This window comes from Alteromonas portus, assembly GCF_005117025.1.
Classification (GTDB): Bacteria; Pseudomonadota; Gammaproteobacteria; order Enterobacterales; family Alteromonadaceae; genus Alteromonas; species Alteromonas portus.
The window spans coordinates 656,646-682,889 of sequence record NZ_SWCO01000001.1 but is presented as its reverse complement, the minus strand read 5'-3'; the positions used below and the strand labels follow the sequence as shown (position 1 = coordinate 682,889).

Here is a 26,244-nt window from a genome sequence, read left to right as displayed (position 1 = left end):
CAGCTTACAAAATATCATCCTCATCTCAATATTATTTACTTAGCATGCTAAACAATTAAACTAGTTAGCATGCTAAGTAAAATCAAGGATGCCTATATGTCATTTTCAGAACCCATGCCACTTCATCTTATTGCGCTTTTCGCCCGTACAGCGCAAAAGTGCAGAAGAGCTGTCACTGATTCTGTCGCACACCTCGACCTTACAGAGTCTAGATGGCGCGTAATGATTCATATGTCATTACTTGGTGAAGGCTGTACACAGCAGATGGTGGCAGAAAGCTTGGAAATAGAAATGCCTAGTTTAACGCGCACCATCAAGCAGCTTGAAACTACGGGTTTAATCAAACGCGTTACAGATGATAACGACAAACGAAGTCGCTTGCTTTATTTCACAGATATGGGCAAAGGCCGAATGAATGATATCGAAAGTACGTTAATGGCACTTCGAGATGAAGTGTACGCAGGAGTATCGGACGAGGAATTACACACTATGGCTAAATGTGTTCAGAAAATTGAAGCCAATGCAGCAAAATTGTTGGAGTCATTTAAGTGAGTCAACGAACACCAGATCAGGAGTTTGCTAGGTATATAAAACTGTCTTTGGTCGGTTTCGCCATCTGTTTTGTCTACTTCATTATTGCAGATATACGCATGCCTATGACGCCACAGGCGAGGGTTTATCATCAGGTCACACAAATCTCACCCCAGATAAATGGGCCAATAAATGAGGTGCTTGTCAAAAATAATCAAACCGTAAAAGAAGGACAGGTTTTGTTCACTATTGACGAAACACCTTACCTAATTGCGCTTGAAAAGGCGCAGATTGCTTTGGCAAATGTGGAACTAGAAAATGCTCAAATTGATGCCAAAGCAGAAGCGATAAAAGCCAAATTAGAGGCAGCATCCGCAGTTTACGACGAGCGTAACAGTGAATTTCAACGGCTGCGTTCCCTAAAGCAGACCAAAGTGGTATCTCAACAAAACGTAGATAAAGCCTACGCTCAGCTAAAAAGCGCCGAAGCTGAAATTAGTGCGCTTAAAGCCGAACTAAACCAGCAAGTTGTTGCTAGAGGTAAGCAAGGTGACAAAAACCTGAAATATTTAGACGCGGTAAATGCGGTCAAACGGGCAGAATTAAACTTAGCCTATACAAAAATTAAAGCACCGCATAACGGCGTCATGGCAAACATGCAGGTAACTCAGGGTACTTATGCTAAACAAAGTACGCCGCTTGCCTCGGTAGTTGATAACACGTTAGATGTGGTTGCAGACTTTCGAGAGAAATCGCTAACCAATGTAAAGAAAGGCATTCAAGCTAACGTGGTTTTCGATGCGCTACCTGGCAAAGTGTTCAAAGCGAAAGTGGCTGAGTTTGAAGCTGGTGTAAGTGACGGTCAACTCGCTGCCAACGGCACCCTTGCAAGCGTTGAGAAGTCGAACCGATGGGTACGCGATGCGCAGCGTCAACGTGTCCATATTAAGCTTGATGAACAAAAAATATCGTTAAAACATCTCACCAGTGGTGCTCGCGCTACCGTACAAATTGTGCCAGACAATCCTGTTGAAAGGGCGGCAGCGAATATTCAAATCCACTTTATAAGCCTGCTGCACTTTATTTATTAAACTTAAATTATGGTTTATCAGACATAAAATATGGAATCACAGCTAAGTAAAAATGATGTTCAGCAGATGCTTCGGATTGCGTCAGGTGCCACGTTAGGGTTTGCTATATCGAAAGCGTTGGATTGGCCTAATCCGATATTTTTCACTTTGTATCCCATTCTATTGCTTGGACTGGTGGCCGTTTTAAACGGTCACATTGTTCGACAATTTCTTGCCGCAACCATCTTTCCTGCGGCTACTGTTTTAGTGATCTACGGCTTGTTCGGCAGCCACCCATTGCTGATCACACCGCTAATTGCCGCCACTTTTGCTTTTTTGTTTTGGCAGATGAGTAAAGGTACGCTGTATTTATTCGGGGCCTTTTCCCTTGTAGGACTATCGCTACAACTTCATTTTGCCAGCTACAGTAGTGATGGAATAGATATCTATGCATTGGTCATATCCAATATAGGTGCAATTCTGTTGGCATTGATAATTGCATTCGCCTTACATATTGTTTTTCCCGATGAAGCGCCGCGCACGCCTATGCCCAAAGCGACAAAAGATAAAGCGAGTATTCGTCACGAAGTTATCTTATGTACGACAGTCGCCACATTATCCTTTGCTGCGTTTCAAACCTTTGACTTAGTAGATTCGATATCAGCACAAGCTGCGAGCATCTTGATACTATTTCCACTTTGTTGGAAAGGCGCAACGATGAGTGGATGGCAACGGGCACTGGGTACACTCATTGGTTGTAATCTTGCCCTGCTCGCCCAGCTCATTTTGCTCAATTACAGTGATACGTTATTTTTTGCTAGCTTTAGCTTGTGGATATTGGTGTTTTTCATCAGCCGCCAACATGTCTTAGGCGGAGGTGGTGCTGGTACTGGCTTCGGTGTGCTAACGACCTTTGGCATTTTGTACGGCCAGTCACTCTCACCTCAGCAGGATATTATTTATAGTGCGCTGTATCGCTTTTCATCGGTAGTGGTTGCCATTGCACTTAGCCTGTGTGTTATTTACGTTGTACATCGCGCGCTCAATGCCTATCAAGCGACACGACATCACACATTTTATTAGCTTCGTGTTCTCTCACGACCTTAGTTAGTTATCCACGCTAAAAACGCTACAAGAAATAGGCGATTTATCTATACTTATGTTTTATTTAATGCGTACTAAATTTTTGAAACTATGTGCTATATTGAGTTGTAGATAAAAAAACCAATAAAACAAGGACGATGAATGCTGCGAATATTGCTCGCATGGCTTGTAATAGCATGCTGTTGCCAAACGGCCAACGCAGCTAATTTCAATAATTCACAAACTATGTTGTCTTTAGATAACGATGTAGTTTTTGCGGTAAGTAACTCAGCAACTATAACCGGCGAAGAAGAATGGTTTTATAGCGCTGATGTTATTGATAGGTCGCCGTCACAGTATTTGCATTTCAAAGTTCGTATTTATAATCAGTTAGATACGCAAGTTCCCGTCTGGTTTTCAATAAGTTTCCCTGCAATGAAAACGTTAGTTGTCACCGATGGCAATTATCAATGGGAAACCGGCGACAGTGCACCTTACAGTACTCGAGCGGTGAATACGCCCAACTATCATTTCCCCTCTGTATTGCAGCCGTCTTCTTACACTGAGTTTACCGGCACTATGTCTGGTGAGATTTTAAGATACAGTTTCTCGGTCGCCACACCTGAGTATTACAGTAACTTGTATATGAAAACCTTGCAGCGGGATATGGCATTTTTCGGCGCAATGGGGCTGCTTACCCTACTTTGTGTATTAGGCTATATTGCCAGCCGTAACTTAGTTTTTTTGAGTTTTGCATCATTTATTTTTGCGACAACATTTTGGTTTTTCCGCGTGTTCGGTTACGCATTTGAACTATTGTGGCCAAATACGCCGGGTTTGAACGATATTAGCTACGCCATAAGCATTTATTCCGTATTGATTACTGCATTTTGGGTATTGTTTCAGACACTCGCGCGAGACAACCATGAGGTTTACGGGGCAAAAACAATTAAAGCTTTTTGCATAGTGCTTCCGCTGCTGGGTATTTTACTGTGGCAAACAGTGGGGTTAGATATTGCCTTAAAACTGCCTGTACTCCTCTTTTTCCCTTATATACTGATAGCGGGTATCGTTATCTTTGTAGAGCATAGACGGGGCTCTGATAGAGCCAAATGGCTTGCCGCCGCTATGCTTCCTGTAACCTTTAGCACGCTAATTCTTACCATTATTGCACTTTTTGAAGTAGACCTTTACCTCGAACCCGTTGCCACCTTTATGACTGGGCTAGTTATGACATGCCTATTTATGGTTGCACTTACCGCAAGCTATATGGTGAAAGTTGTCCAAAGGGAAAGAGACGCCCAAAAAGAAGCTGCTAAGTTAAAAAGTGAGCAGGCATCAAAATTAGAAGCGCTGGTAAGAGAGCGCACCCTTGCACTTGAACAAACGAATAGCACGTTGGCCGAACTAGCTTCCAAAGATAGTTTAACCGAATTGCCCAATCGACGTACGCTGGATATGTTCGTAGACAATACGTTTGATAAAACCTTACACGATCATGATGCGCTAGCCATTGCGCTAATCGACTTAGATCACTTCAAAAGTATCAACGATACATTTGGTCACGATGTCGGTGATGAAGTACTAAAGGGCATTGCTAAGATTCTTGCGCCGCTTAATGATGAGTGGCAAGTAGCAGCGCGCTATGGTGGAGAAGAATTTGCCATTGCAAAGCGCGTAAAAGCGCTCAATACAAGCAAGACCACCCAAGCCGACGAGTTTGCAAAGCAACTGGAAACTGTCCACAGTGCAATCAACCAGTTAGCCATTGCATCGATTGACGATAGAAAGTTAGGGGCATGTATAGGTTGGACTTTATGTAAAGGCTCCGACGATATTGTCGAAGCCTTCAGACGAGCTGATAAAGCCCTTTACGTAGCCAAAGATAAGGGAAGAAACTTAATCATTCCGGCTTTATGACACCGTAACCACCGCCTTTCGCTTGTCTTCTTTTGAAAATTGTAGGGCCTCGTTCAAATTATTGAAGTCAAACACGTTAGGTATTTCGACAACCAACGTTTGCGCAGCAACTTGCTCAAGTAAAGCCTCACCGTCTTTCACCAAGCGCTGCCACTGTGATAAATCGCCATAATCATGCAGCGCGCCTAAGGCTATCTCATGATAAGAAATAGTACGTGTAAAAGGTGCGTCTACAGGTACTTCAATACGACCTAGAATACTCACTACGTGGCCGTTAGCTTCAAGAAGCGGCACCAGTGACGCCGCATAGTCTGGACCATTCGCGTCAAAAAGCGCGTAAAAGGTTTGCCCTTCAGGTTTACCGCGATGGATGGTTTTTACGCCCATCTCATCGGCTTGCTCTTGCGTAAAGCTTCCTGAGATAACATGTACGTTAAAACCAGCCTGTGAAAGTATTTGCGCCAGCAATTTGTTAACGGCGCCCATACCGCTAACTAACACGTTAGCCCCCTCTCGAACCGGCACTTTACTGAACGCTTGCCAGGCAGTAAGCATTGGGCATGGCAACGCAGCAGCTAGCGCAAAATCAACGCTTTCTGGTACAACCATTACGCGGCTTGCGTACACTTCACTATGATCGGCAAAGCTTCCGTTATCACCTAGGCTATGATGGTAAGCCACACGCTTACCCAATAGACTGTTATCAACGCCCTCACCTACAGCGACAACAACACCTGCACCGTCCACACCGGGAATATGCCCTTTTTCCCAGTCGCGCGGGTTATCATCGATAAACTTCCAGTCAACTGGGTTAATGCCAATAGCATAGTTGCGCACGACAATACGCCCTGCCTCCGGCTCAGAAAACTCTCGTACGTTTTGTATCAGTGCTGCGCCAGCTTGTTCAAATTGCCAAACGTTAGCTTGCATAAAAGCTCCTTAACACAGTGATTTTTCCGATTAGTCCCACGCAGGTGAAAAATCTGGGTTAGCTTGACGGTCGCCACAATCTAGCGCGTCAATCTTTGCGATATCGTCAGCGTCTAAGGTAAGTTCAAGGGCTTTGAAATTGGTTTCCAGATTTTTGCGCTTGGTCGACGATGGAATAGTGACTAAACCATGAGCCAGCTCCCAGGCTACAACTACCTCAGCAGTGCTCACACCATGCTTATCTGCAATCGCAATGATGGTCTCGTCTTTTAGCACTTTACCAACAGCAAACGGCATATATCCTGTCACTGTGATACCGTGTTTCTCGCACGCTGCACGCACTTTTTCATTAGTAAGATAAGGGTGTACCTCTACTTGATTCGTGGAAATAACGCCCTCGCCCAAGATACTCACCGCTTCTTCAATTTGTGCCACGGTAAAGTTAGAAATACCAATTTCTTTTGTCAGGCCCAGTTCCTTAACGCGCAGCAATTCACCTAGGTACTCTTCCATGCTTTCACCGTTTTCCGGTGACGGCCAATGAATAAGTAGTAGGTCAACGTACGACAGTTGAAGCTTTTCCAAACTCTCTTTTACGCTATCCACAAAGCTTGCTTTATTCAGCTTGTCATTCCACACCTTGGTGGTGACGTAAAGGTCTTCGCGTGCAACAAGATTGTTTGCAATAGCGTCTTTAACAGCGCGACCTACCGCTTCTTCATTGCCGTAAATTTGCGCCGTATCAATATGGCGGAAACCCACTTCAAGTGCCATTGTCACGCTGTTATAGGCTTCGTCATCTTTTAAGCGAAACGTGCCTACACCTAGCGAAGGAATTTTAGATTGTGACTGATTTACATTCGGCATGATGCCTCCTTGTTGGTTCCGTTATTTATGAAAGTTAGGTAATACGTAGTCAGCAATGCGCTGCATCGCGACTTCTACTGGTTGCGTATTACGTCTGAAGTGCAGGCCAATATGATCAACCCCCGCTTCTTTCATTGCATTGAGTTCTTTGATAAGCCCATTTACACCAGTTTCAACCCCGAATCGGTGGCGTTTTATGGGCGCTTCATCGTCTTCAACCAAATTAAGATGAATAAAACTAACGTAAGGCTTGTTGCCCGCGACATTTCGCCATAGTTCTACGCGCTTTGCATGGTCGTTCGGTGTACCTGGATACGCCAGCCAACCGTCCATATTTTCTCCAACCCACTGAGGGCTTTGCTGAGCGAGCCCTGCAACGTACAAAGGCGGCGTGGTTGAGCGCGGTAACAGGGACATACCAGGCTTAAGGGAACTCTCACCGTGCTTTACAATTTCCAGTGACTGCCTGAATTGCTCGCCGCGACTGTCAAAATCGACATCGAACAACGGGTACTCAACCGGTCTATCCCCACTGGCTACACCGAGTATAAGGCGGTCGTTACTTAGCTGCTGCACCGTTGCTGCCGCCTTTTTAACAAGCCATGGCTGCCTAAGAGGCAAAACAACAGCGGCTGTGCCTAATAGAATATTGTCTGTGATACCCGCTAAATAGCCCAGGTAAGTGAAGGTTTCGAAAACCTGAGCTGCATCACCAAAGCTAGGGTCGTAAACCGGTACATCTCGTACCCACGCTGCTTTAAACCCTAGTTTGTCGGCTAATTGAATACGGCTGTGATGCTCGGTCATATCAGGTACGCCGAATGGCGTACCTTTTGTGGCGTCGAAATGCGCCCAGTCGTTATCTAGCGGAAGCTCTACACCTACTGAGAACGTATGTTGTGCAAGCTTATCAAAGGTATTTGTCGTCATTGTGACCTCCCTACGCGCTCGTTGCATTATTCGCCGTATTCGCAGTACTGAGTGCGCGCTTGTCTAAATAGCCGCTGTAACGTGTAACAAGTAACGCTGCAACAGAAATAATTGCACCAATCCACGCGGTATCAGATAACTGCATACCGTCTACAATTGCACCGCCTAGAATTGAGCCCACAGCTATTCCAATGTTAAATGCCGCGATATTTAAACCTGAAGCGACATCAACAGCATTAGGGGTAAACTTCTCTGCTAATTGAACAACGTACACCTGAAGTCCTGGAACATTGCCAAAGGCAAAGGCGCCCCACACTAAAACGGTGATCACTGCGGCAACTTTACTGCCCATGGTAAACGTCAGGGCAAACAAGATGACTGAAAGGGCTGAAAAGATGATAGTTAACGCGCGGATTGGGCCTTTTTTGTCAGCAAGCTTGCCGCCATAAATATTGCCTACCGCGACAGATACACCGTAAACCAGCATAATTAAGCTGATGGCTGAGGGCGCAAACCCCGCCTCTTCCTGCAATATAGGCGCTAGATAGGTGAATGCCGTAAATGTGCCGCCATAGCCCAATATCGTCATTAAATACACTAATACCAGACGAGGCTGAACCAACACCTTCATTTGTTCACTCAAGGTGGCCGGTTTACTTTGTTTAAGATTGTTCGGTACCAGCAACGCACTACCTATTAGCGCAAGTGTGCCAAGCGCGGAAACCACAAGGAAGGTTGCTTTCCAACCGAAGTTTTGACCAATCCAGGTACCTAAAGGTACGCCAGTAACCAAGGCTACGGTTAAGCCTGTAAACATAATGGCAATCGCACTGGCTTCTTTTTCTTTCGCCACTAGCCCTGTAGCAATAGTTGACCCTATGGAAAAGAACACACCATGCGCTAAGCCTGTCAAAATGCGAGCTAAAATTAAGCTCTCGTAGCTAGGCGCTTGCCAGGCAAGAATATTACCAGCCACAAATAGCGCCATTAAGCTAAGCAGAACATGCTTTCTATTCCACTTTCCCGTAAGGGCGGTAAGAACCGGTGCGCCAACGGCAACACCAACGGCGTACAAACTTACCAGTAAGCCTGCGCTTGGTAACGTAACGCCAAGATCGTTAGCAATGGTGGGGACAAGCCCCACTATCACGAACTCTGTTGTGCCAATAGCAAACGCACTTAACGTTAACGCAAATAATGCAATAGGCATTTCAATTATCCTCAAAAAGTAATTAACGAGATGGCTTGATTAACAACGCCACCTTTGGCTTCTAGAACGAACAACTACACCGTTTTTTGAAAGCCATTAATAAAGTGCGTACAGTTTGACGATAAATTTATTTGCAAAATACAGCACTAATGACAAAATACTTTTGCGATATTTGAAAATATAAGGTGTGCGATGCCAGTCTCATCAAAAACTGAAGATTTAGAAGCGTTCCTAACCGTTGTGGATACAGGTAGTTTTTCCAGTGCTGCCAATCTACTCAATCAGCAGGTTGCAAAAGTGAGCAGAGCGGTTACCCGTCTGGAAGATGGCTTAGATGTAACCCTATTGAATCGCACTACCAGACGGCTGGAATTAACAGAAGAAGGTGAGCTTTTCCTGCAATATGCGAGAGACGGGCTAAATATATTAGAAAAAGGTGAAGAAGCATTACGGCTATTAAAGCGCGCCCCTTCTGGAAAACTTCGGGTCGATGCTGCGAGCCCGTTTGTATTCCATCAGCTAGCGCCGTTAGTGGGTGAATTTCGAGAAGCATTTCCTGACATAACGCTCGATATCACCAGTCACGACAGCATTATCGACCTGTTAGAACACAAAACCGATATCGCAATACGTATTGGTGATTTAAGCGACTCTAACTTACATGCCAGACGTTTAGGAAAAAGTAAGCTGCATATTGTGGCAAGCCCACAGTATCTTGAAAAATATCCCATCTCTGAAGACGAAGGTGGAATTAGCAGGCTAAACGAACACAAACTGATTGGCTTTAGCGACTCACCAAGTCTAAATAAATGGCCGCTCAAGCAAGATATTAATTTGCAGTACAGTCTTCGTGCGTCAAGCGGCGAAACTATTCGCCAGCTGTGTTTGGCAGGTCAAGGTATCGCGTTACTTTCTCACTTTATGGTACACAAGGATATCAGCGCTGGCACGCTGGTAGAGCTATTTCGTGACGACATCGTCAGCCCAAACCGCAGAGAGTCGGTACAAGCGGTGTACTACAAAAATAGTGCAGTATCGTCTCGTATCTCTGCGTTTTTGGATTTTATACAGCCGCGACTAACCCTTTAACTCACCTTTGTTTAGCGTTGCCCTAGTATCTTTTTAAGCGCGCTTTTTGGAAGACCATTAACGATAAGCGCTGCTATCATTAATATTGCGCCGGCCATCACCATAGGCAGTAGCGTTTCTTTAAGCAATATCACAGAGCTTACATAGCCCACTATCGGCGTAAGTGTACTAATAAGTACGATTTTATCTGGTGGCAATTTAGGCCCCGCCGCTACCATAAGGCCAAAACCGAGACCTGTTGCCACTGGGCCAATATACGTCAGTAACAACCAATCGCTTATATCGTAAGCCCCAAAATTAGGTGTAGGCTCAAGCATCAGTGCAATGGCAAGCATGGCGAAACCCGCGATGGTAAACTGCCAGAACACAGCTTCAATGACGCTTCCTTTCCACTTGTGAAAAGACACTCTTCGAATAGCGACCGCCCACAATGCAGATGCCAGCAACATACCAAAGAGCGGTAGCCATGCGCCCGGTTGTCCCGAAGCAAATAAAATCATTGCACAGCCAATGGTAGATATACCGGTAAGGAATAATCGCTTAGAAGGCGGGCGTTGTCGATACCATAGGGTGTCGATAAGCAGCATCCAAAGCGGTGTGGTGTAAATAAGAATACTGGCCGTGCCCGCAGGGATAAACTGCAGCGAGACAGTAATAAGCCCCATTGATAAGATAAACTGGAAAAACGCAACGACAAACACCACCGAGCGATCTTTACGGTTGAGCACCGGTAAACGGTTTTTGGTGATTAGTACAAACAGCGCAAGTACAGGAAGACTTAACAAAAAGCGCAGACACACCATCCATACAGGGCCAACTATCTCTAGTCCTAATTTCATACCTGGCCAGTTAAGCCCTAAGCACAACACCGCAACCAAAAGCATTTTTATACCTTTTGATTGCTCTTTTTCCGCCAAAGATAATGAAGACATGCGTTTTAAAAAATCCAATTGCACAAATTGCGTTAAGAGATATTTCCTCACCGAGAGAGGTGAATGTAGGTGAGGAATTTTAAGGGCGCAAATATAAGTGAATTGGCAGAAGATTGGAACCTGCCAGACCATGTTACAACACAATTTATAGACCAAATGGTCAACTTTTTAGATTGGGGTGGAAACTTTGCTGTACATGTCACGCACTGCCCTTAAGAAATATGACTTACACGTACAACGCTACGGACAAAAGCTTCCTCTCGCCCTTTTCTATTTTGCTAACGCTATGCATGTATTTATCTGGCCTGAAAAAGTAAATGCGGTTGAAGAGACTAAAGATGACTTTCTCCGCCCAGAATTGGCCGCCCCGCTCCGGCTTTTTAAGCACCACATTAAACTTAAAGTAACGGCCGCTGCCCATAGGGTCATTATGTTCTAAAACTCTATGACCCTCTTTGTAGGTAACCACATTAATAGCAAATCGCTTTGATGAGACTATCGCTTTGTTGAGCACTTTAGCCATGCTGATTCTACCTTAGGTGAAGAGAACGTGATGCGATTTAAACACGCGCTGCTATAAGCTGGGAAGCGCATGCTGAGTTCAGATAGTGCTTTGATATACGCGAAACGTATATGCCTAGGGATACAAAAACTAAGCTAAGGTGGGGTTTGTCCACTTCATGATTTTAGCGTTTTCTTTTTGTGCGCTGTTTCCATTACTCTTGTCATTCCCGTCATCATTACTTTTTACGGTGTAATAGTTTTTGCGGGTTTCAATATGCTCAAACCCGGAGCTCTCATACAGCGCAATAGCAGTATCATTACTTTCACGCACTTCTAGCCAGATTTCACGCATTGCATTTTTCACCGATGTCTCAATGACAAAATCGACTAAAGCGCGACCTATACCCTTGCCTCTAGCGCCACTGTCTACCGCAATATCCATCAGCGTAGCTTCATCAACAACTTCAAGCATAATGGCATAGCCAACAATCTTGTCATTTTCAAAGGCGAATACCCCGTAATAGGGTTTGGTGAAACAGTCTGCGAAGGTACTTAGTTTCCAAGGCGACACTTGTGCCTCTTGATGGATAGCATGCGCTTGTTCTATGTGCTCGTCGAAGCCTTGGGGCGGTACGATGGTCAATTTCATCGACAAGACTACTGGCCGTTAGCGGAATGGTTTAATGCGCCTGCTGCGCTGATAAGCTGCGCCCACAGCTCCCGTTTTTGCACAGTTGTGAGTTTAAGCGGTGTGGCTGGCAATATAATGGCTGTTTCGGTTACTGATAGCGTACGGCCAATCATTATGGTGCTAGTCCACTGTGACGGTATACCCAACTGAACACAGGCTAGCTGCAAATCTTTTAGCCATTGCTGTGATTTCGTTTTCTGTTCGGCACTTAACGGGATACCTTCTGGCGATACCGGCCCTTTTGCTCCAGTAGACTTTGTAAAAGACTCTTGCGAGGCAACCGCATTGTCGTAAGACGGTGAAACGTTGTGTGACTGTGAAGCGCCTGTTTCGGTTTGCCCTGCTTTCCCGTCATTGTGCGACCCGCCAGGTGTGGAAAGTTTTGCTGCCCCGCCGTCTTTAGGCTTAGCCTTATCTTTCGTGCTACTGCCAACATTTGCCCGCAACTGAGCAAGCCGTGATTGCTTTTCTTCTTGAGATATTGGCTTTGAAGGCGGCTTATTGGTTTGAGCGTTTTGGCTGTAGGGTAACTGTGTCGATGAACTATTTGTACTGCCGACGTTGCGTTGTGCTGCATTGGCGTTGTTTTGTTTCGCTTGGTCTTCCTGCTTTAGCTCAGTGTAGGCGTCTTTGGTGATCCAAACAGGGATCCCCATTTCCTGTAAAACCGCCTGCTGATATGAAGTAAGAGACATTGCGTAAAAACACCTAACGTGAATAGTTCATTATATTTGTTTAGTTTACTAAAGTTGCAGGCTTGGTTGAATAACTATCGCGTTCTTTTGCTTGGATTGTACTTGCTCTTTAATGCTCAAGCGTTATTCGCGAATTTAGAATACCTAGCTCTTGGTATAAGAAGAAATGAAACAGCTGCAGCAAATTGAGCACTAGCAACAGAAAACAAGACAATTGAAGAAGAATTTAACAAAGAAACAATTTAGGATTTGAACGTAAACGTTCACAAGAAGAGAAAGTGGCAGGGGTGGAGGGACTCGAACCCCCAACCATCGGTTTTGGAGACCGCTGTTCTACCAATTCGAACTACACCCCTAGCGCGCTGTGCATTATACGGATGACATTAAAAAGGTAAAGCCTTTTTATCACTACCATGCACTGCATGCTTAATTAACACGCAATGCGCTGTTTTTTCAATCGAATAACACCAAATAGGCTTTATCCATCACCTGTGTTTTGTCTTATTGCTCGCTTTTTAACCGATTCCTATGCAGCGTCACTTTTAAATGCGGAGCAGTTTATGACAATTAGACCTTATTGGCGTTAAGCGCAGCAAACCACAGGTCATTAGTGATAGCGACAATCTCGGTGTGCAGATCAAATTTCGCTATTGCGTCGTGCTCATCGATATTCAAAATCGTGGTGTAATGCCTAACCAGCTCTCTACTTTCATTATGTTCAAGTTTATTGATGAGGCAGCAACTTGCTAAATCGAAGTAGCGGTTTCCCATGGCGGCATATTCCCAATCAATAATTTTGAGTGAGTTATCTGCGCTCAGTAATACGTGATTAGTTAGCAAGTCATTATGACATAGCACATAGTCGTCATCGTCTTGTTCACTTTTTATTACTTGTTTCTGCAATGATTGGGCTTTTGAATAAAGCTCACTGCTTATATCGAGCTGTGCAACATCAATATAGTGCTGCCACCTTGATGCTAAATCTAATGGCCTAGCGGTAATGGGCAAAGAATGAATACGAGCAAGAGTGTTGGCCAGCTCAAGCATTGAAAGCGTCGCACTGTCACTGTGCTCTAGCCACTGCTCAACCCAGATGGTTTCATCATCGCTTAGCCATATGGGTTGCGGCGCTACTCCAAACTTATGAAGTTGTTGCTGCAATGCAAACTGATGAGCACGATTTACACCGCTAAAGTCATCATTACCCATCCATTTAACGGCCAAATCGACAGGGGTGTCAATAAGATACTGAGAACGACTTTGAAGGTTATCTTCACTAATTACATGTAATAGATTGTTCAACGGGTCTTGAACACGGTAAACATGGTTTACCGCACCAGCAGGATGTACCGACATTTTCGCACTATCGCTGAGATTAAGCGCCTTTTGCAGCGTGGCGATGATATCCAACCTGTTCACCTTGTCTTTTATATTGCACCAGCCACTGATAGTAGCCGAAGACTGCAAAGCCTACGTAGCCTAGGAACAAGCAAGCAGATAATGCATAACCCACTTGCAGATATAAATATGCCGAGGCTAAATTAATGAAAAACCAGTAAACCCAGTTTTGTAGAATTTTATGCGCCACCATAAATGTTGTGACTACACTCAATAAATTGATGCTCGCATCTAGTAGTAGGTACTCACTATTGAACTGTGAGCCTGCCACTTCAGACAGAACCCAAGCAAGCAGTAACATACTCGGCACAATGAGCAAATGTGCCCAAAGCGGCCAATGCAGCACAGGCTTAACATCGCCGTCTTCCGCGCCTTTTGACCACTGATAATAACCGTATCCCGCCATTATCATGTAAAAGAAATTAAGCGCAGACTGAAATGGCAAGGTTACCTGCCAAAATAGCCAAGTGTAAATTGCGGTACTTACAAAGGCGCACAGCCAACACCAGCTATTTTGTTTTGCAGCCAATAATACGTAGGCAATCGCGAGGACAACCGCTACCCACTCTAAAAGCGAAGTAGCGGCAATTTGTGAGGTAAACTCAGAAAAGAAGCTAGCCATTACGAAGATTTTCGTGATTGCATGGCATCGAAGTTCAGGAACTTGGCCACGAAAATAGCCTGCCCCACTTCTTCATGGGTCCTTTGCATTTCTTCACCAAGTACCTTCATAACCACACCGTAATCACCCGTAACCTGCGTGCTGGTTGAACTTGTTGAAACCGTGATATCACTATAGCTATTTAACCTATCGATAAAATCTTGAATAGGTGGAATATATTCGTTAACCAAAGGGTACAACGACAGTTCAACCATAACTTGCATGTCTGTTTCCTTTTATTTTAAAACGCGTACTTAACAGTAACGCCAAACTGACGACCGTTACCTATTTGGTAATACGGCTCTTCAAAGGCGTATTCATCGCGAGGGTCGTTGCTGAAACCACCAAATCCACGGGTGTAGTATTCGCGGTCAAATGCATTTTGAACCCAAAGTGATGTTTGCCAATCACCGTGTAACACTACTATTTCAGAATTAACGAGTGTTGTACTTGGCGCGGTTACGTCATGTCCGTCAGAAAAACGGTATTCACTTTTATAGTCTACATCTACGCGCCACAGCATGGTGTCTGTAAGTACGTACTCACTGTAAAGGTTTGCTGTCCATTTTGGTGATTGAGCCTGTCTTTGCTCAGTCACTTCAGTACCGTCTGCAAGCGTATACCCTTCAAAGGTAGCGCTTAGGTAACCAACGCTTGCATCTAGCTGCCATGCATCACTAGCAAACCAAGTAAGCTCAAGTTCCGCACCTTTGTTTGTGCCTAAGTCAGCATTGTCAATGATGTCTACAAACCCTGCCGTGCCGTCATCACGGGTGATAACGTCAAAATCACTTACCTGCGTATCAGTCCTGTCCATGTAGAAAATTGCAGCACGAGCTATAAGCTCAGGCGTAAGCAGCGGGCCTTTTACACCTACCTCATAGTTCCAGTTGTATTCTTCGTCGAAGAATCGCTGATTATCGTTTACTCGGCTGTCGGGGTTGAAACCTGCACCTTTAAAACCGCGCGAAATGCTGCCGTAATAGAAGTGATCGCCCTGTGTATACTGAAGCGCCACTTTCCCGCCTACCATGGTGGTATCGAATGCGCGTGTAAGCTGGTTATTATCAGCATAATCAAAGTCATAGTTTTCTACTCTTAACCCTGCTACAAGCACTAGGTTTTCATTCAACCGGCTCTCAGTCTGAGCATAGATAGCAGTAGTCGTTGGCGTATATTCGCTGGCAAAGTCACTGTCCAAATACGTGTACTGACGCAGTAACTTTTCTTCTGTATTTTTATAAAATACACCTATTGTCCAATCTGTCATACCATCGAAAAGTGCAGCACTGTCAGACGACACAAAACGCAACTCACCGGTTTGAGTTTCAACATCGCGGTAGTACGCATCAAACGATGTGTAACCCCATGGGTGAAAACCGGTAAATGTCCAATCTTCATCGTAACCATAGGCAATATTATGAGAAGCATGGGTGGCTATAAGAATAAGGTCACCCGCTGCAGTACTTGTTGTTGAGCGTGCGCTTACAGCGTGGGTTTGATGCTCGTCAAATCCAGGTTCGTCAGATAGTGTTTTGTTGTCGTTATCAAGTGAGAACGCATCGTAACCATTATCAATGTCATACCAGCGATAAGTAAGTGCAAGTGTGGTTCTTTCATCTACGCTGCCTTCTACAGCAAAGCGCAACGCGGTCTCATCAATATTATTGGTATCGCTTCTATCTAAAAAGGTGTTTTCTACAAAGCCATCGCTACGGTTATGCACAAGTGCAACGCGATATCCCCAATCGGAATTAATTTCATCACCCGTTGCCCCTTCAATACGATAGCTCTCTTTGTTACCAATACGAGCTTCAACGTAGTCCGGCGCGTCGCTGCCTACGTTATTGCTGGAAAGCTTCACCGCACCGGCCAATGCACCTGTGCCATATAACGTAGCCTGAGGTCCGCGATAAACCTCTAGCTGCTTGGTATCGAAGATGAGGCCTGCTGCAGCAAGACCTGAAAAATCGAACTCATCGACGATAAAGCTTACCGAAGGGTTGATTGGCTCGGCGAATTGGCTACGCTCTCCAATACCGCGAATTTGAACGAAGCGGCCACGGGACGCACCAGCGGCAAAGTTCACGTTTGGAATGCTGTTTAGCACGCTGTCGATATGAGAAGGCTGTCTGCTGCGAAGACGTTCTTGGTCTAAAATCGTCGCGCTAGCACTTAACTGATCCAAAGTGGTTTGACGAAAATCACCTGATACGACGACGCGTTCGATGTCAGAAGGAGCGCTATTTGTAGCATCACTCGCTGAAGTTTCTTGCGCATAAGCCGCCACAGAACTAGCGAGCAGTGAAAGTGTGAAAAGTGTTTTATACATGGGATCTCTTGTTCTTATTTAAGAAAAAAGATCCGGGTCTAACGGCAGGTGATAAGGCTATGTCGTGAACCATCCCTACGCCGGTATTATCCGGATCAGGTTTAAGGGTTCCCACGAATGTGGATCTCAGACCGAAAACGGACACCCCTTGGTATAGCGTTGACCAACTAAAGCTAGCAATGTCAACATCTGCGACGGAGTCTACCAGTTCGAGATACTCCGTCAAGCAGATAACACGTTAAGCTAACGTCATAATTTTTATATGATATAAAGCATTGAGGTTTATAGTCTATTCAGCTTCAGTATTCATATTTAGACGACGTACTTCGTCATCTGTCTGGGCCTTTAACCCTTCTAGCGTTTTGCCGTGTGCTGTTGGTTGGCGAGTATCTGGGTCAACCTTGACGAAAACGATGTCATCTGCAAAACAAATGGTTTTCTTGGTGGCCTTGTTGCGTACCAGGCAGCTTACGGTAATTGAAGAACGACCCACAGCCTTAGTTTCCAAGCCAAACTCTACAATATCACCCTGCATTGCAGGTGATTCAAAGCTAATTTCACCAATATGCTTCGTAACCAAACAATTTGTTTCTAACTGACAAATAGCCCAAATGGCAGCTTCTTCGTCTATCCATTCTAACGCGCGGCCACCGAACAAAGAATTGGCGTAATTAAGGTCGTTTGGCATAACTAAACGCCGAGAAAGAAAGCGCATTCGAATTCCTCATAATAAATCGCTACTATAGCGTGAGATTATACCGAAAAAACTGATTCATGGCGCTAACTCAATTACGTGAATGGCTACTGGCCCCTTATTGTGAAAATAGCTCAAATGCTACTTTCCCACTTCACCGAAGAATGCTGGTTATTTCTGGTAACGATGATTTCTGTGAGGCCGAATTATGCCACATTCATTCTTTCGCGAATGAAGTTTCATCTATAAGCGTTGCCAATTTCAGTGGCAGTACACTAAAAGGAAAAAAGCGTCAGCAGGTGCTTGGCAGCGAGTGCGACCTTGCTATTTTAGACTGTCGTGATTTCTTCAAGCCTGGGGACGTAATGGCTGTAGCAGGTATTGTTAAACGCAGTGGCTGTCTAATACTTGTTTGCCCTAACTTTAATGACTGGATTAAGAGTGTTTCCGTGTCGTTTATTTCAGAGGGGTTTACGCTTAGCCATAGCCGATATCTTTCACGCTTTATAGAAGGTCTTCGTAAGAACGCTTACGTCGCCTTTCACACAGAAACAAACACAGTCTTACCTGATTTAGCAACGTACCGTATAGACAAAGTAGAGACCCAACACACATTTGAAGGTGGGAAATTTAAAACCGCTGAACAACAAGATGCATACAAGCGCATGTATCAGGCCTTTTCGAAGAATCAATTGAACGCCTTGATCACGGCTCCAAGAGGAAGAGGCAAATCATCTTTATTAGGTATATTTATAGATAGCTTAATTAGCGAAGGGAAAAACGTACTGCTTACCAGCGAGCAAGTAAGCAACGTGACCAACATAATGGCGCGCCTGAGCCAAAACAAGGATGTGGTGACGCCAATACCTTCCTTGATCGAAAGTGCTGTTGATAAGCAAAAACAAGCGCCAGCAGCACATCAAGTAACTTCTTTAGGTTCGGTTAAATGGGTCCCGCCAGATAGCGAACTACTGTATTGCAACAAAAAAACCTACGATCTTACTGTGGTTGATGAAGCCGCTTCACTACCGCTACCTGTTGTAAGTCGCATTATGGCCAATAATTCACAATGGGTGTTAAGCACTACGCTACTGGGCTACGAAGGCTCAGGGAGTGGTTTTATCCATAAACTCATTCCAAGTTTACCTGACACTATAGAACAACTTGCGCTGACCACACCTTTGCGCTGGTTTGAAAACGACCCAATTGAAATTTTCCTAAATAAAACGTGTTTGTTTAACGATGATTTCGTGAATAACATACTTGGTGTCTCACCTACAGGAAAAAGTGAGGCGTGTAGCATCGCAAGTATGGCCTTAGAAGACAGTAATAAATTAATAAAGACAGCGAGCTTTGAGATCGGTTCGTTTGAACGCATAAACGAGCGCTCCCTTCAATGTGTTATGTCTCTTCTTTCACTTGCACATTATCAAACGACACCTGACGACTTCATGCGTTTGTTAGATAGCCCTGACGTGCTTGTTTCTACACTAAAAATAAACGATATAGCGATAGCTGCAGCAATAATAAATGTTGAAGGGGGCAAGAACTTAAGTCCTTTATCGTGCGACATTGCATCTGGGCAACGCCGTCCTAAAGGTCACTTAGGTGCACAGCGGTTAACACTGCTTTCCGCCGACCCTACAGCAGCAACTCATAGCTACTGGCGAATTAATCGTATTGCTGTACATCCACAGCTGCAAGCAAAAGGGATGGGTAGTTATCTTATTCAAAAAATAAAAGAGGTAACACATGAGCACGCCATCGATGCGTTGTGCACGTCATATGGTACTACGGTAAAGCTCGACAAATTCTGGTCTAGCAACGGATTTAAAATTGTTGATTACGGGAGAAAGCCCAACAAAGCCAGTGGAGAAACCAGTGCGTTAGCTGTATTGCCACTTACTCGTAGTACAAGCGAACTAGTATCAAACCTCATCGCATTGAACACTAGTTTTGGTGACACGACTAAATTGAATGAACTGCCCCATTATGTTCTTTCAAACTATGTAAATAAGCTTTTTCACTTTACCCAAGGTACGCGACCGCTAGACGACGTTTGGCACATTTTGAATAAGTTAGCGCGCGAAGTTCAAACTGTTTCCAACACCAGTCACCACAATAATGGTAAAGAAAACTACAGCCACTTAAATTCAAAGCAAGGTGAGGCCGCTTCTATAGTCAATAGGCTCGTAAAAGTTATTGAAGAGCAAGCTTATCTAGGGGCGATCTTTAAGCACTCAGAATTGGATATGAAGTGTGTTAAAGCGATATTGAAAGATTACGGTTTTAGAGTAACAGGGTTAAAAGAAACAACGGCTTTGATTAGAACAAGGTTACAGCCCGCTTTAGACGCTTTGACGAAACCTATATAGCTTTTGAAGTAGGCAAAGAGTGCTTTAAGGTAGAATAAAAATAAGCGTAAAAAATCTGATGTCCCGTTTCTTATTCAAGCATGCCTAGGCTGGAAGCAAAAAAAAGCCTCCCGAAGGAGGCTTTTATAGCTAATACCGTTTATTAGATACTAATGCCACGGTTTTTCGCTTTTTCCTTAATGTAAGGTTCCCACGCAGCAGCGTTGCGGCGTAGTGAGCGATCTTTCTTAGCTTCTTGTACGTGCATGTATGCAGACTTGAAGTTACCAGCATAGAAGTTCGCTTCCATAAGTGTGAAGTGAATCTTCTCAGGGTCTTCAGCGCCACGCTCTAGAGCATTCTCTAGTGCTTTAATAGCGCCTTTGTAATCTTCAGCTACAAGTAAAAGCGTACCTTGCTTACGATAGTGCTCAGGGTCTGAACTCTTAGCTGCAGCTTGTGCGTACAAGTTTGCTGCTGTTTTAAAGTTCTTAGCCTGGTGATACGCATTAGCGATGTTAGCTAGCATATCAGCATCGTCTTTCAGCAAGCCTTCTTTCATGTGCTTCTCAAGTAACTTAGCAGCTTTGTAAGGCATACCGTTACTTTGATAAAGCTGAGCAAGCGTTTTGATTTCTGAATCTTTTTCTAGATAACCCTGCATATATGCAAGCTCTAGTGTTGAAAGACCTTTTTTATAATCTTCAACCAAGATGTAGAAAAAGCCTAGACGCGACCACCAAGTTTTCTCTTCAGGAAAAGTCTTAACTAACTCTTCCGCAACAGAAACCGTCTCAGGGTACATCTTACGCTCGTAATAAGAAGTCAGCTTTAGAACATAAGGGTTCTTGTTTGGCTCTTCATACAAAGCAATAGCCTTGTCTGCTGGCTCAACCATCTTAGCTAACTGCTTAGACTCAAAATAAGCTTGCGCAAGGCGAGTGTACACGTCTGCATCTTCTTTACAGGTAAATTCCATCCACTTGTTATACCATTTGATGGCATCAGTGTATTTCTCTTCCTGCATACTCAAATCACCTATTAGTTTAAGTGTTTGAGAGTGCTCAGTGTCGTTAAGTACTTTTGGTTCAACAGAGCCAACCAAATAGTTTAACGCCTTGCCGCCTTGACCTTCTTGTGAAGCCAACAGGTTACCAATGAAACGATTAACGTAGGCTTTATCGAAATCGTCAGACGCGTCGATTTCATAAAGTACATTTAACGCTTCGGTAAGCTGGTCTTCATTATAGAATTCAAAAGCTTTTTGAACTTTTTTACCGGTACGCTCACCTACTAGCGTTGTTTTTCCCTTCTCATATCCAGGACAAACAACAGGTGATGACTGCGCTAGAGCAGCGGGTGCTGAAAGCACCGCGCCTGCGCCTAGCACTAAAGCAACGGCTGACATTTTGAATGTACGTTTCATCATGATCATTGCTCCAGTTTAAAGTCTAGCTGTACGAACATGCCAGGTTGTTTAACCGGCTTGCCATCAACGATCTTAGGCTTGTATTTCCACTTACGTAGAGCACGACGTGCTTCACGGTCGAATACGCGCTTAGGTTCAGCTTCGATAACTTCGATATCTTCAACACCACCAACTTCGTTGATAGTGAAAGACAATCTTACCCAACCTTCACGGCCGTCACGGGCTGCATCAGGTGGATATTTCGGGTCGATACGTACGATAGGTGTAGCTTCACCGTCACGTTGCATTGCACCAACACCACCGATGTTTACACCAACACCACCTGTGTCGATAGCTGGTATAGCTAAGCTAAAGCCATCTGCATCAGGTTCCGCTGTTTCCGGCTCAACTTGCTCCATTTTAGGAGGCTGTGGAGGCGGAGGCGGCGGTGGTGGTGGAACACGAGTACGCGTTTGCGTCTGGTCGTCTGGTTCCTGCATTACAATATCGATAACCGGTGCAGGCGGTACTTCGTCTGCTGGTCTAGATGAATTTTCAATCAACTTGGCCATTAGAACGAACAGGGCAAATGCGACCGCAGCACCTAATACAATAGATACAAGTATACGTAACATCTTATCCCCTTGCCGCTACCGAGACTCGGTTAACGCCAGCGGCTTTAACCTGATCCATAATTTCAACTACTAAACCATGCTTCGCTTTAATATCAGCTTGAATGATTACGTAGTCAGTAGGCTGCTCGGTAAGCAGTCTTTCAATATTCGCTCTTACGCTGTCCGGCGCTACTTCACGCTTGTCTAGCCATACATTTCCGTCTTCCGTTACGGCGATGAAAATGTTTGCATTTTTGTGAAGAATCGCCTGGCTCGCATCTGGCTTGTTGACTTCGATCCCTGCTTCTTTAACGAAAACAGTGGTAACGATAAAGAAGATCAGCATGATAAACACGATATCCAACATGGGTGTCATGTCGATCTGTGCATCTTCTTCCTCGGTTCTGACTTTTCGAGCCATAATCTCTCTCTCTAATGATGTGGCAGGCTATCAACTAGCCCTTCTCTTGCCAGCTTCACTTTCGCTTCAAGACGTGAACTGATGAACAGCCCAGATAGCGCGGCTACCATTCCCGCCATAGTCGGGATAGTTGCCATAGAGATACCAGCTGCCATTAGACGTGCGTTGCTGGTGCCCTGTGTTGCCATTGTCTCGAAAACACTGATCATACCGGTTACTGTTCCAAGTAGACCGATTAATGGACACATTGCAATAATGGTTCTGATAATCAGCATTCTAGCGTTTAGATCGTCTGACGCTTGAGAAATCCACGCGTCACGGATTCTATGCGCATACCATGATGTGGTATCTGCTCGGGCATCCCAATTCGCGATGATGTTTTTCTTCACCTTTGGGAAGACCGAAGTTAAATACCAGTAACGCTCAATCATTAAAACCCACATGAGAAAGAGCGCGGCAGCAACGAAATAAAGTACGTCACCGCCGGTAGCGATAAAGTCCCTGACCGATTCGAATAATCCAATCAGGTAATTCATATTACGCTTTCTCCGACTCTGAGTGAGCAGCTACGATACCCGCAGTTTGCTCATCTAGAATGTGGATGATTGACTTGCTACGAGAAGCTACGATGCTGTGAGTAAGGATTAGAGGCAGAGCCGCGATAATACCTTGAGCAGTAGTTACAAGAGCCATTGAGATACTTCCTGCCATCATACGTGGGTCACCAGTACCGAATAGTGTGATGGTTTGGAAAGTCTCGATCATACCTAGTACTGTACCTAGTAGACCTAGTAGAGGAGCAATCGCTGCGAAAATCTTGATTACGTTGATGCCGCTTTCAATTTTTGGAAGCTCGCGAAGAATCGCTTCATCAAGTTTAAGTTCAAGGTTTTCTGCATCAGCAGTTTTGTTCTCTTGATAAACTTTAAGGATACGACCTAGAGGGTTACCTTCAGATGGGCTGTTTACGTTCTTAAGCTGTGAACGCATTTTACCACCAGTGATGGTAAGCGTGATCATCTTGTAAACACCAATTAGTAGTCCAATCGCTAGCATTAGCGTAATTGTATAACCAACTGGGCCACCTGCGTGATAGCGCTCAGCCATTGTCGCTTTCTGCTTCAACAGTCCAAGGATTGCACCTTGAGACGGGTCAGCGTAGAAAGGAACTAAGCCAGAGGTTGCTTCGATTAGATCGTCAGCAGAAGCTACGAAGTGACCATCAGGTTGACGACCAAGAGGCTGAACAACTTCAGCTTCAGCGTCATACGCTAGGTAACCTGCTTCACCAACAAGGTTAAATGTACCAACACGAACAACTTCTTGCTGTGAAGAACCGCCGTCTAGGTTAACTACTTCAGTGGTAAACTTAACTACTTCACCACCTTCAGTCATTTCTTTTTGAAGTGCAAACCATAGGTCTTCTAGTTCTTTAATGTTAGGAAGACCTTTAGAATCTTCTGACATCTCTGCTAGGAATTGACCACGGCCAGGGAATTGTGCACTTACGATTGAAGTAGAGATACGACCGTATGCTTCAGAAGAAGCTTGACGTACCACACCGAACATCTCACCAAGCGTACCAGTTGCTTGGTCTAGCTCAGCCGCTTTCTCGTTTAGTGTTACTTCGTTGTCTGAGAATTGCTTCTGTAGACGGTCACCACGAGCCTGTTCAGCTTGTAGGTCTGATTGTGCTTTGCGAAGTAGTGCTTGCTTGTCTGCACGTGCTGATTGGAACTCAGCTTCGCGTTGCTTGTCTAGACGCGCTTCAGAAACACGGTTCTGTTGAACCTGGTCTAAAAGGTCTTTTAGGCTCTTTGCTTCCTGAGCCTGCGCTCCGGTTGCCGCAACTGCAACTGTCGCAGCGGCTAAAAGAGATTTGAATACTGGTTTCATTAACAATTACTCCGCTGCGCTAATTGGTAGTTTAATCAGATCCGCAGGAATGACGTTGTTAGCCATTTTAACTGCGTCAACAACTGAAGACAGATACTCGTCACCCAGTTTTTCCCATACGCGGCTTTCGTTGTTCCATACCCATGCGTGAGTTTGGTCAAGAGAAAGTGCTACTAGCGCTGCACGACCTAGGTTGAAGAAGTCTACAGTAACTTCCGTACCTGCGTCGTCAATAGTACCTTGGTAAGAGTTGATCTTAGTACCGTACTCAACTTCTACTAGGTACGCTTCTAGTACCTGACGGAACTGCTCAGAAACAGTCACGTTAGAGTTAGCCATTAGATCACGAAGACGCTCTACGCGTTGTAAACGTTCTTCCAAGTGAATTGGACGGTCTAGCTTGATGAACTGCTCAAGGCTATCGATCATGCGGAACATAAGAGGAACGATGCCCTGCTTAGTTTCTTCGATGCTGTCGATTTGACGCTGTAGAGAGTCGATTCCACGCTGCTGGTCTGCAACAAGGCTAGCGATGTAATCGTTGTAGATTTTAAGGTTTTCTGTCTCATCTACTGTTTGACGATACTCAACAAGTAGTTCTTGAGACTGTTCAAACAACGTGTTGATTTTTTCTTGAGATTTCGCTGCAGCCGCGTGGATTTTCGCTTCTTCTTTATGAAGATCTTCAAGCGTATCTGCAGAGACTGCGCTACCTGTTAGTGCGAATGCACCCATAACAGTAGAAGCAATAAGAGTTCTCTTGCTCATTTTGGACATAGTTCCCAACCAAATTTCTTATTTGAATCCTCGCCGATAAGGAAAATATTCGGGCAAGGGGCGTATAAAACTTTCACAATTTTGTTTCAGGAATGTAGCACAGACATCAATAGTCAGTACTACGAACGTAGTATATTCACATGGATTGCTCGGTAGAGTCAAGCTAGCAAAGTACTTGCACACTAGAAGTGGAGGTTAATTGTTCACTCATCGTCCAATTAATCACCTTTTATGCTATCTGTTTGTTAATAATTTAACTTGAACGATACCTTACGAATCGATATTCACCGTTATTGATTACTAACACAACAGATTACTTGCTTTTTGTAGCACTAATCGTCGTACCTATTAAACCTTTTTTATCAGCAACGTCTGAGACACAAATATCAATAAAGTCATTACACTTTAATTTACTTTCGAGTAACGTAATCTCTTCTGCATCTCTTGCCGCATTGATTAGGTCTGATAGTCTAACACCATGAGATTCTAGCTCTTTATCGAACTCTTCGAAGATAACGTTTTTTTGTGAAAACGAAACTTTCGGATTTAAGACCGTTTTCAAAAGCGTAGGGAAGTTTGTATCGTACAATGCTTGTTTATGTTCATTGACGAGTTTTCCTACTTTTTCATTCAGCTCCAATCGAATTGCTTCTTTACTCTGACTAGGCTTAGAAGATTCGTTTAACGCGGTCACCAAGCGTTTCAAGACTTCTAAAGGGCTACCTTTCTCCTGAAGCCTTTGTACAACTGTAAGTATTTGAAAGTTCGGCTCAACAATAACACTTTCCTTTCGATGAACCACCACTCTAAACTTTCCACCAGGCCGTAAAACCCGGCTAACTTCATTTAATGTAAGATTTAGGTCGCTATATTCGATACCAAACTGAGAGACAACAGCGGTCACTTCATTGTCTGAAAATGGAAGCGACTCAATATTCTGTTCTTGCAAGAAGGTTATATTAGGGTGATTGAGATTATCGCCTATATTCAAAGTTGCGTAATCCACACCTATATATTCAGGCTTACGATAATTACCAACATTTACTGCCAGGTCGATAAGCGCGCCATTACCTGTTGCAAGGTCAATAACTTTTCCACCGTGGACGTTTGTCTCAGTGAAAAACGTCAACCATTGCTCTGCAAGCTCGCCTTCATAATTACGACTTGTTGAATCGGCAAAAGAGTTAACGTGGCCCTGCTGCCAGTATTCACTCCAATAACTATTCATGAAACGTTC

The 26,244-nt window shown here is 44.4% G+C and carries 26 protein-coding genes, 1 tRNA gene and 1 riboswitch; of the genes, 6 read left to right on the top strand and 21 right to left on the bottom strand.

The genetic code is table 11. The features are described from left to right. Positions 1-96: 96 nt before the first annotated feature. The 4 genes from E5672_RS02830 (at position 97) to E5672_RS02815 (ending at position 4,604) form a co-directional block, all read left to right on the top strand. The gene (locus E5672_RS02830; protein ID WP_136780826.1) at positions 97-552 is read left to right on the top strand and encodes a MarR family transcriptional regulator; all 456 of its coding nucleotides are present in this window, start codon (positions 97-99) and stop codon (positions 550-552) included. Beyond that, positions 549-1,622, top strand: a complete 1,074-nt coding sequence (locus tag E5672_RS02825) for an HlyD family secretion protein (RefSeq protein ID WP_136780825.1) — start codon at positions 549-551, stop codon at positions 1,620-1,622. The genes E5672_RS02830 and E5672_RS02825 overlap by 4 nt, the downstream gene beginning before the upstream one ends. A gap of 30 nt (positions 1,623-1,652) precedes the next feature. Beyond that, on the top strand, positions 1,653-2,684 hold the full coding sequence (locus tag E5672_RS02820; RefSeq protein WP_136780824.1) for a DUF2955 domain-containing protein: 1,032 nt from the start codon (positions 1,653-1,655) through the stop codon (positions 2,682-2,684). Between the two features lie 162 nt (positions 2,685-2,846). After that, positions 2,847-4,604 carry a diguanylate cyclase gene (locus tag E5672_RS02815; protein ID WP_136780823.1) on the top strand — a complete coding sequence of 586 codons (1,758 nt, stop codon included), beginning with the start codon at positions 2,847-2,849 and terminating at the stop codon, positions 4,602-4,604. Here E5672_RS02815 and E5672_RS02810 read toward each other — a convergent pair. From E5672_RS02810 to E5672_RS02795, 4 genes are read right to left on the bottom strand one after another with little or no spacing between them, the layout of a single operon-like run. Continuing rightward, a complete protein-coding gene (locus E5672_RS02810) occupies positions 4,599-5,534 on the bottom strand; it encodes an alcohol dehydrogenase catalytic domain-containing protein (RefSeq protein ID WP_136780822.1) in 936 nt (311 codons plus the stop codon). The genes E5672_RS02815 and E5672_RS02810 overlap by 6 nt on opposite strands. Positions 5,535-5,564: 30 nt before the next feature. Then, on the bottom strand, positions 5,565-6,401 hold the full coding sequence (gene dkgB, locus E5672_RS02805) for a 2,5-didehydrogluconate reductase DkgB (protein ID WP_136780821.1): 837 nt from the start codon (positions 6,399-6,401) through the stop codon (positions 5,565-5,567). Between the two features lie 21 nt (positions 6,402-6,422). Then, on the bottom strand, positions 6,423-7,331 hold the full coding sequence (locus E5672_RS02800) for a TIGR03571 family LLM class oxidoreductase (protein WP_136780820.1): 909 nt from the start codon (positions 7,329-7,331) through the stop codon (positions 6,423-6,425). Positions 7,332-7,341: 10 nt separating this feature from the next. Next, positions 7,342-8,541, bottom strand: a complete 1,200-nt coding sequence (locus E5672_RS02795) for an MFS transporter (protein ID WP_136780819.1) — start codon at positions 8,539-8,541, stop codon at positions 7,342-7,344. Positions 8,542-8,733: 192 nt separating this feature from the next. Here E5672_RS02795 and E5672_RS02790 point away from each other — a divergent pair, with 192 nt between their 5' ends. Further along, positions 8,734-9,630: a LysR family transcriptional regulator gene (locus E5672_RS02790; RefSeq protein ID WP_136780818.1), complete on the top strand. Its 897-nt coding sequence runs from the start codon at positions 8,734-8,736 to the stop codon at positions 9,628-9,630. Positions 9,631-9,641: 11 nt separating this feature from the next. Here the strand turns inward: E5672_RS02790 and E5672_RS02785 are convergent, their stop codons facing one another. The 10 genes from E5672_RS02785 to E5672_RS02740 form a co-directional block, all read right to left on the bottom strand. Beyond that, positions 9,642-10,562: a DMT family transporter gene (locus E5672_RS02785; RefSeq protein ID WP_136780817.1), complete on the bottom strand. Its 921-nt coding sequence runs from the start codon at positions 10,560-10,562 to the stop codon at positions 9,642-9,644. Between the two features lie 226 nt (positions 10,563-10,788). Further along, positions 10,789-11,085, bottom strand: coding sequence for a 2OG-Fe(II) oxygenase (locus tag E5672_RS19965; protein ID WP_136780816.1), 297 nt, complete (start codon positions 11,083-11,085; stop codon positions 10,789-10,791). Between the two features lie 129 nt (positions 11,086-11,214). After that, on the bottom strand, positions 11,215-11,715 hold the full coding sequence (gene rimI / locus E5672_RS02775; protein ID WP_136780815.1) for a ribosomal protein S18-alanine N-acetyltransferase: 501 nt from the start codon (positions 11,713-11,715) through the stop codon (positions 11,215-11,217). Between the two features lie 8 nt (positions 11,716-11,723). Next, positions 11,724-12,452 carry an alanine acetyltransferase gene (locus tag E5672_RS02770; RefSeq protein ID WP_136780814.1) on the bottom strand — a complete coding sequence of 243 codons (729 nt, stop codon included), beginning with the start codon at positions 12,450-12,452 and terminating at the stop codon, positions 11,724-11,726. Between the two features lie 279 nt (positions 12,453-12,731). Next, positions 12,732-12,808 (bottom strand) — tRNA-Trp (locus E5672_RS02765). Between the two features lie 211 nt (positions 12,809-13,019). Then, the gene (locus tag E5672_RS02760; protein ID WP_240692136.1) at positions 13,020-13,871 is read right to left on the bottom strand and encodes a phosphotransferase; all 852 of its coding nucleotides are present in this window, start codon (positions 13,869-13,871) and stop codon (positions 13,020-13,022) included. Then, positions 13,828-14,472 carry a nicotinamide riboside transporter PnuC gene (gene pnuC, locus E5672_RS02755; RefSeq protein WP_136780812.1) on the bottom strand — a complete coding sequence of 215 codons (645 nt, stop codon included), beginning with the start codon at positions 14,470-14,472 and terminating at the stop codon, positions 13,828-13,830. The genes E5672_RS02760 and pnuC overlap by 44 nt, the downstream gene beginning before the upstream one ends. Further along, positions 14,472-14,735 carry a hypothetical protein gene (locus E5672_RS02750; protein WP_014975943.1) on the bottom strand — a complete coding sequence of 88 codons (264 nt, stop codon included), beginning with the start codon at positions 14,733-14,735 and terminating at the stop codon, positions 14,472-14,474. The genes pnuC and E5672_RS02750 overlap by 1 nt, the downstream gene beginning before the upstream one ends. Before the next feature lie 17 nt (positions 14,736-14,752). Continuing rightward, positions 14,753-16,843: a TonB-dependent receptor gene (locus E5672_RS02745; RefSeq protein WP_136780811.1), complete on the bottom strand. Its 2,091-nt coding sequence runs from the start codon at positions 16,841-16,843 to the stop codon at positions 14,753-14,755. 55 nt (positions 16,844-16,898) lie between these two features. Next, a riboswitch (TPP riboswitch) is annotated at positions 16,899-17,002 on the bottom strand. A 130-nt stretch (positions 17,003-17,132) separates the two neighbouring features. Then, the gene (locus E5672_RS02740) at positions 17,133-17,558 is read right to left on the bottom strand and encodes an acyl-CoA thioesterase (RefSeq protein ID WP_039222944.1); all 426 of its coding nucleotides are present in this window, start codon (positions 17,556-17,558) and stop codon (positions 17,133-17,135) included. 59 nt (positions 17,559-17,617) lie between these two features. Here E5672_RS02740 and E5672_RS02735 point away from each other — a divergent pair, with 59 nt between their 5' ends. Then, complete coding sequence (locus E5672_RS02735; protein ID WP_136780810.1) at positions 17,618-19,912, top strand: tRNA(Met) cytidine acetyltransferase TmcA domain-containing protein; 2,295 nt, start codon at positions 17,618-17,620, stop codon at positions 19,910-19,912. A 142-nt stretch (positions 19,913-20,054) separates the two neighbouring features. Here E5672_RS02735 and E5672_RS02730 read toward each other — a convergent pair whose 3' ends face one another. The 7 genes from E5672_RS02730 to E5672_RS02700 all read right to left on the bottom strand — a co-directional run bounded on the left by E5672_RS02730 (position 20,055) and on the right by E5672_RS02700 (position 26,235). Continuing rightward, a complete protein-coding gene (locus E5672_RS02730) occupies positions 20,055-21,320 on the bottom strand; it encodes a tetratricopeptide repeat protein (protein ID WP_136780809.1) in 1,266 nt (421 codons plus the stop codon). 2 nt (positions 21,321-21,322) lie between these two features. Beyond that, positions 21,323-21,934 carry an energy transducer TonB gene (locus E5672_RS02725; RefSeq protein ID WP_012517738.1) on the bottom strand — a complete coding sequence of 204 codons (612 nt, stop codon included), beginning with the start codon at positions 21,932-21,934 and terminating at the stop codon, positions 21,323-21,325. A gap of 1 nt (position 21,935) precedes the next feature. Next, complete coding sequence (locus E5672_RS02720) at positions 21,936-22,334, bottom strand: ExbD/TolR family protein (protein WP_039222950.1); 399 nt, start codon at positions 22,332-22,334, stop codon at positions 21,936-21,938. 11 nt (positions 22,335-22,345) lie between these two features. Further along, positions 22,346-22,870 carry a MotA/TolQ/ExbB proton channel family protein gene (locus E5672_RS02715; protein ID WP_012517736.1) on the bottom strand — a complete coding sequence of 175 codons (525 nt, stop codon included), beginning with the start codon at positions 22,868-22,870 and terminating at the stop codon, positions 22,346-22,348. Position 22,871: 1 nt separating this feature from the next. After that, a complete protein-coding gene (locus E5672_RS02710) occupies positions 22,872-24,230 on the bottom strand; it encodes a MotA/TolQ/ExbB proton channel family protein (protein ID WP_136780808.1) in 1,359 nt (452 codons plus the stop codon). A gap of 6 nt (positions 24,231-24,236) precedes the next feature. Next, positions 24,237-24,998: a DUF3450 domain-containing protein gene (locus E5672_RS02705; RefSeq protein ID WP_136780807.1), complete on the bottom strand. Its 762-nt coding sequence runs from the start codon at positions 24,996-24,998 to the stop codon at positions 24,237-24,239. Positions 24,999-25,320: 322 nt separating this feature from the next. Beyond that, positions 25,321-26,235 carry a class I SAM-dependent methyltransferase gene (locus E5672_RS02700; protein ID WP_136780806.1) on the bottom strand — a complete coding sequence of 305 codons (915 nt, stop codon included), beginning with the start codon at positions 26,233-26,235 and terminating at the stop codon, positions 25,321-25,323. Positions 26,236-26,244: the final 9 nt, after the last annotated feature.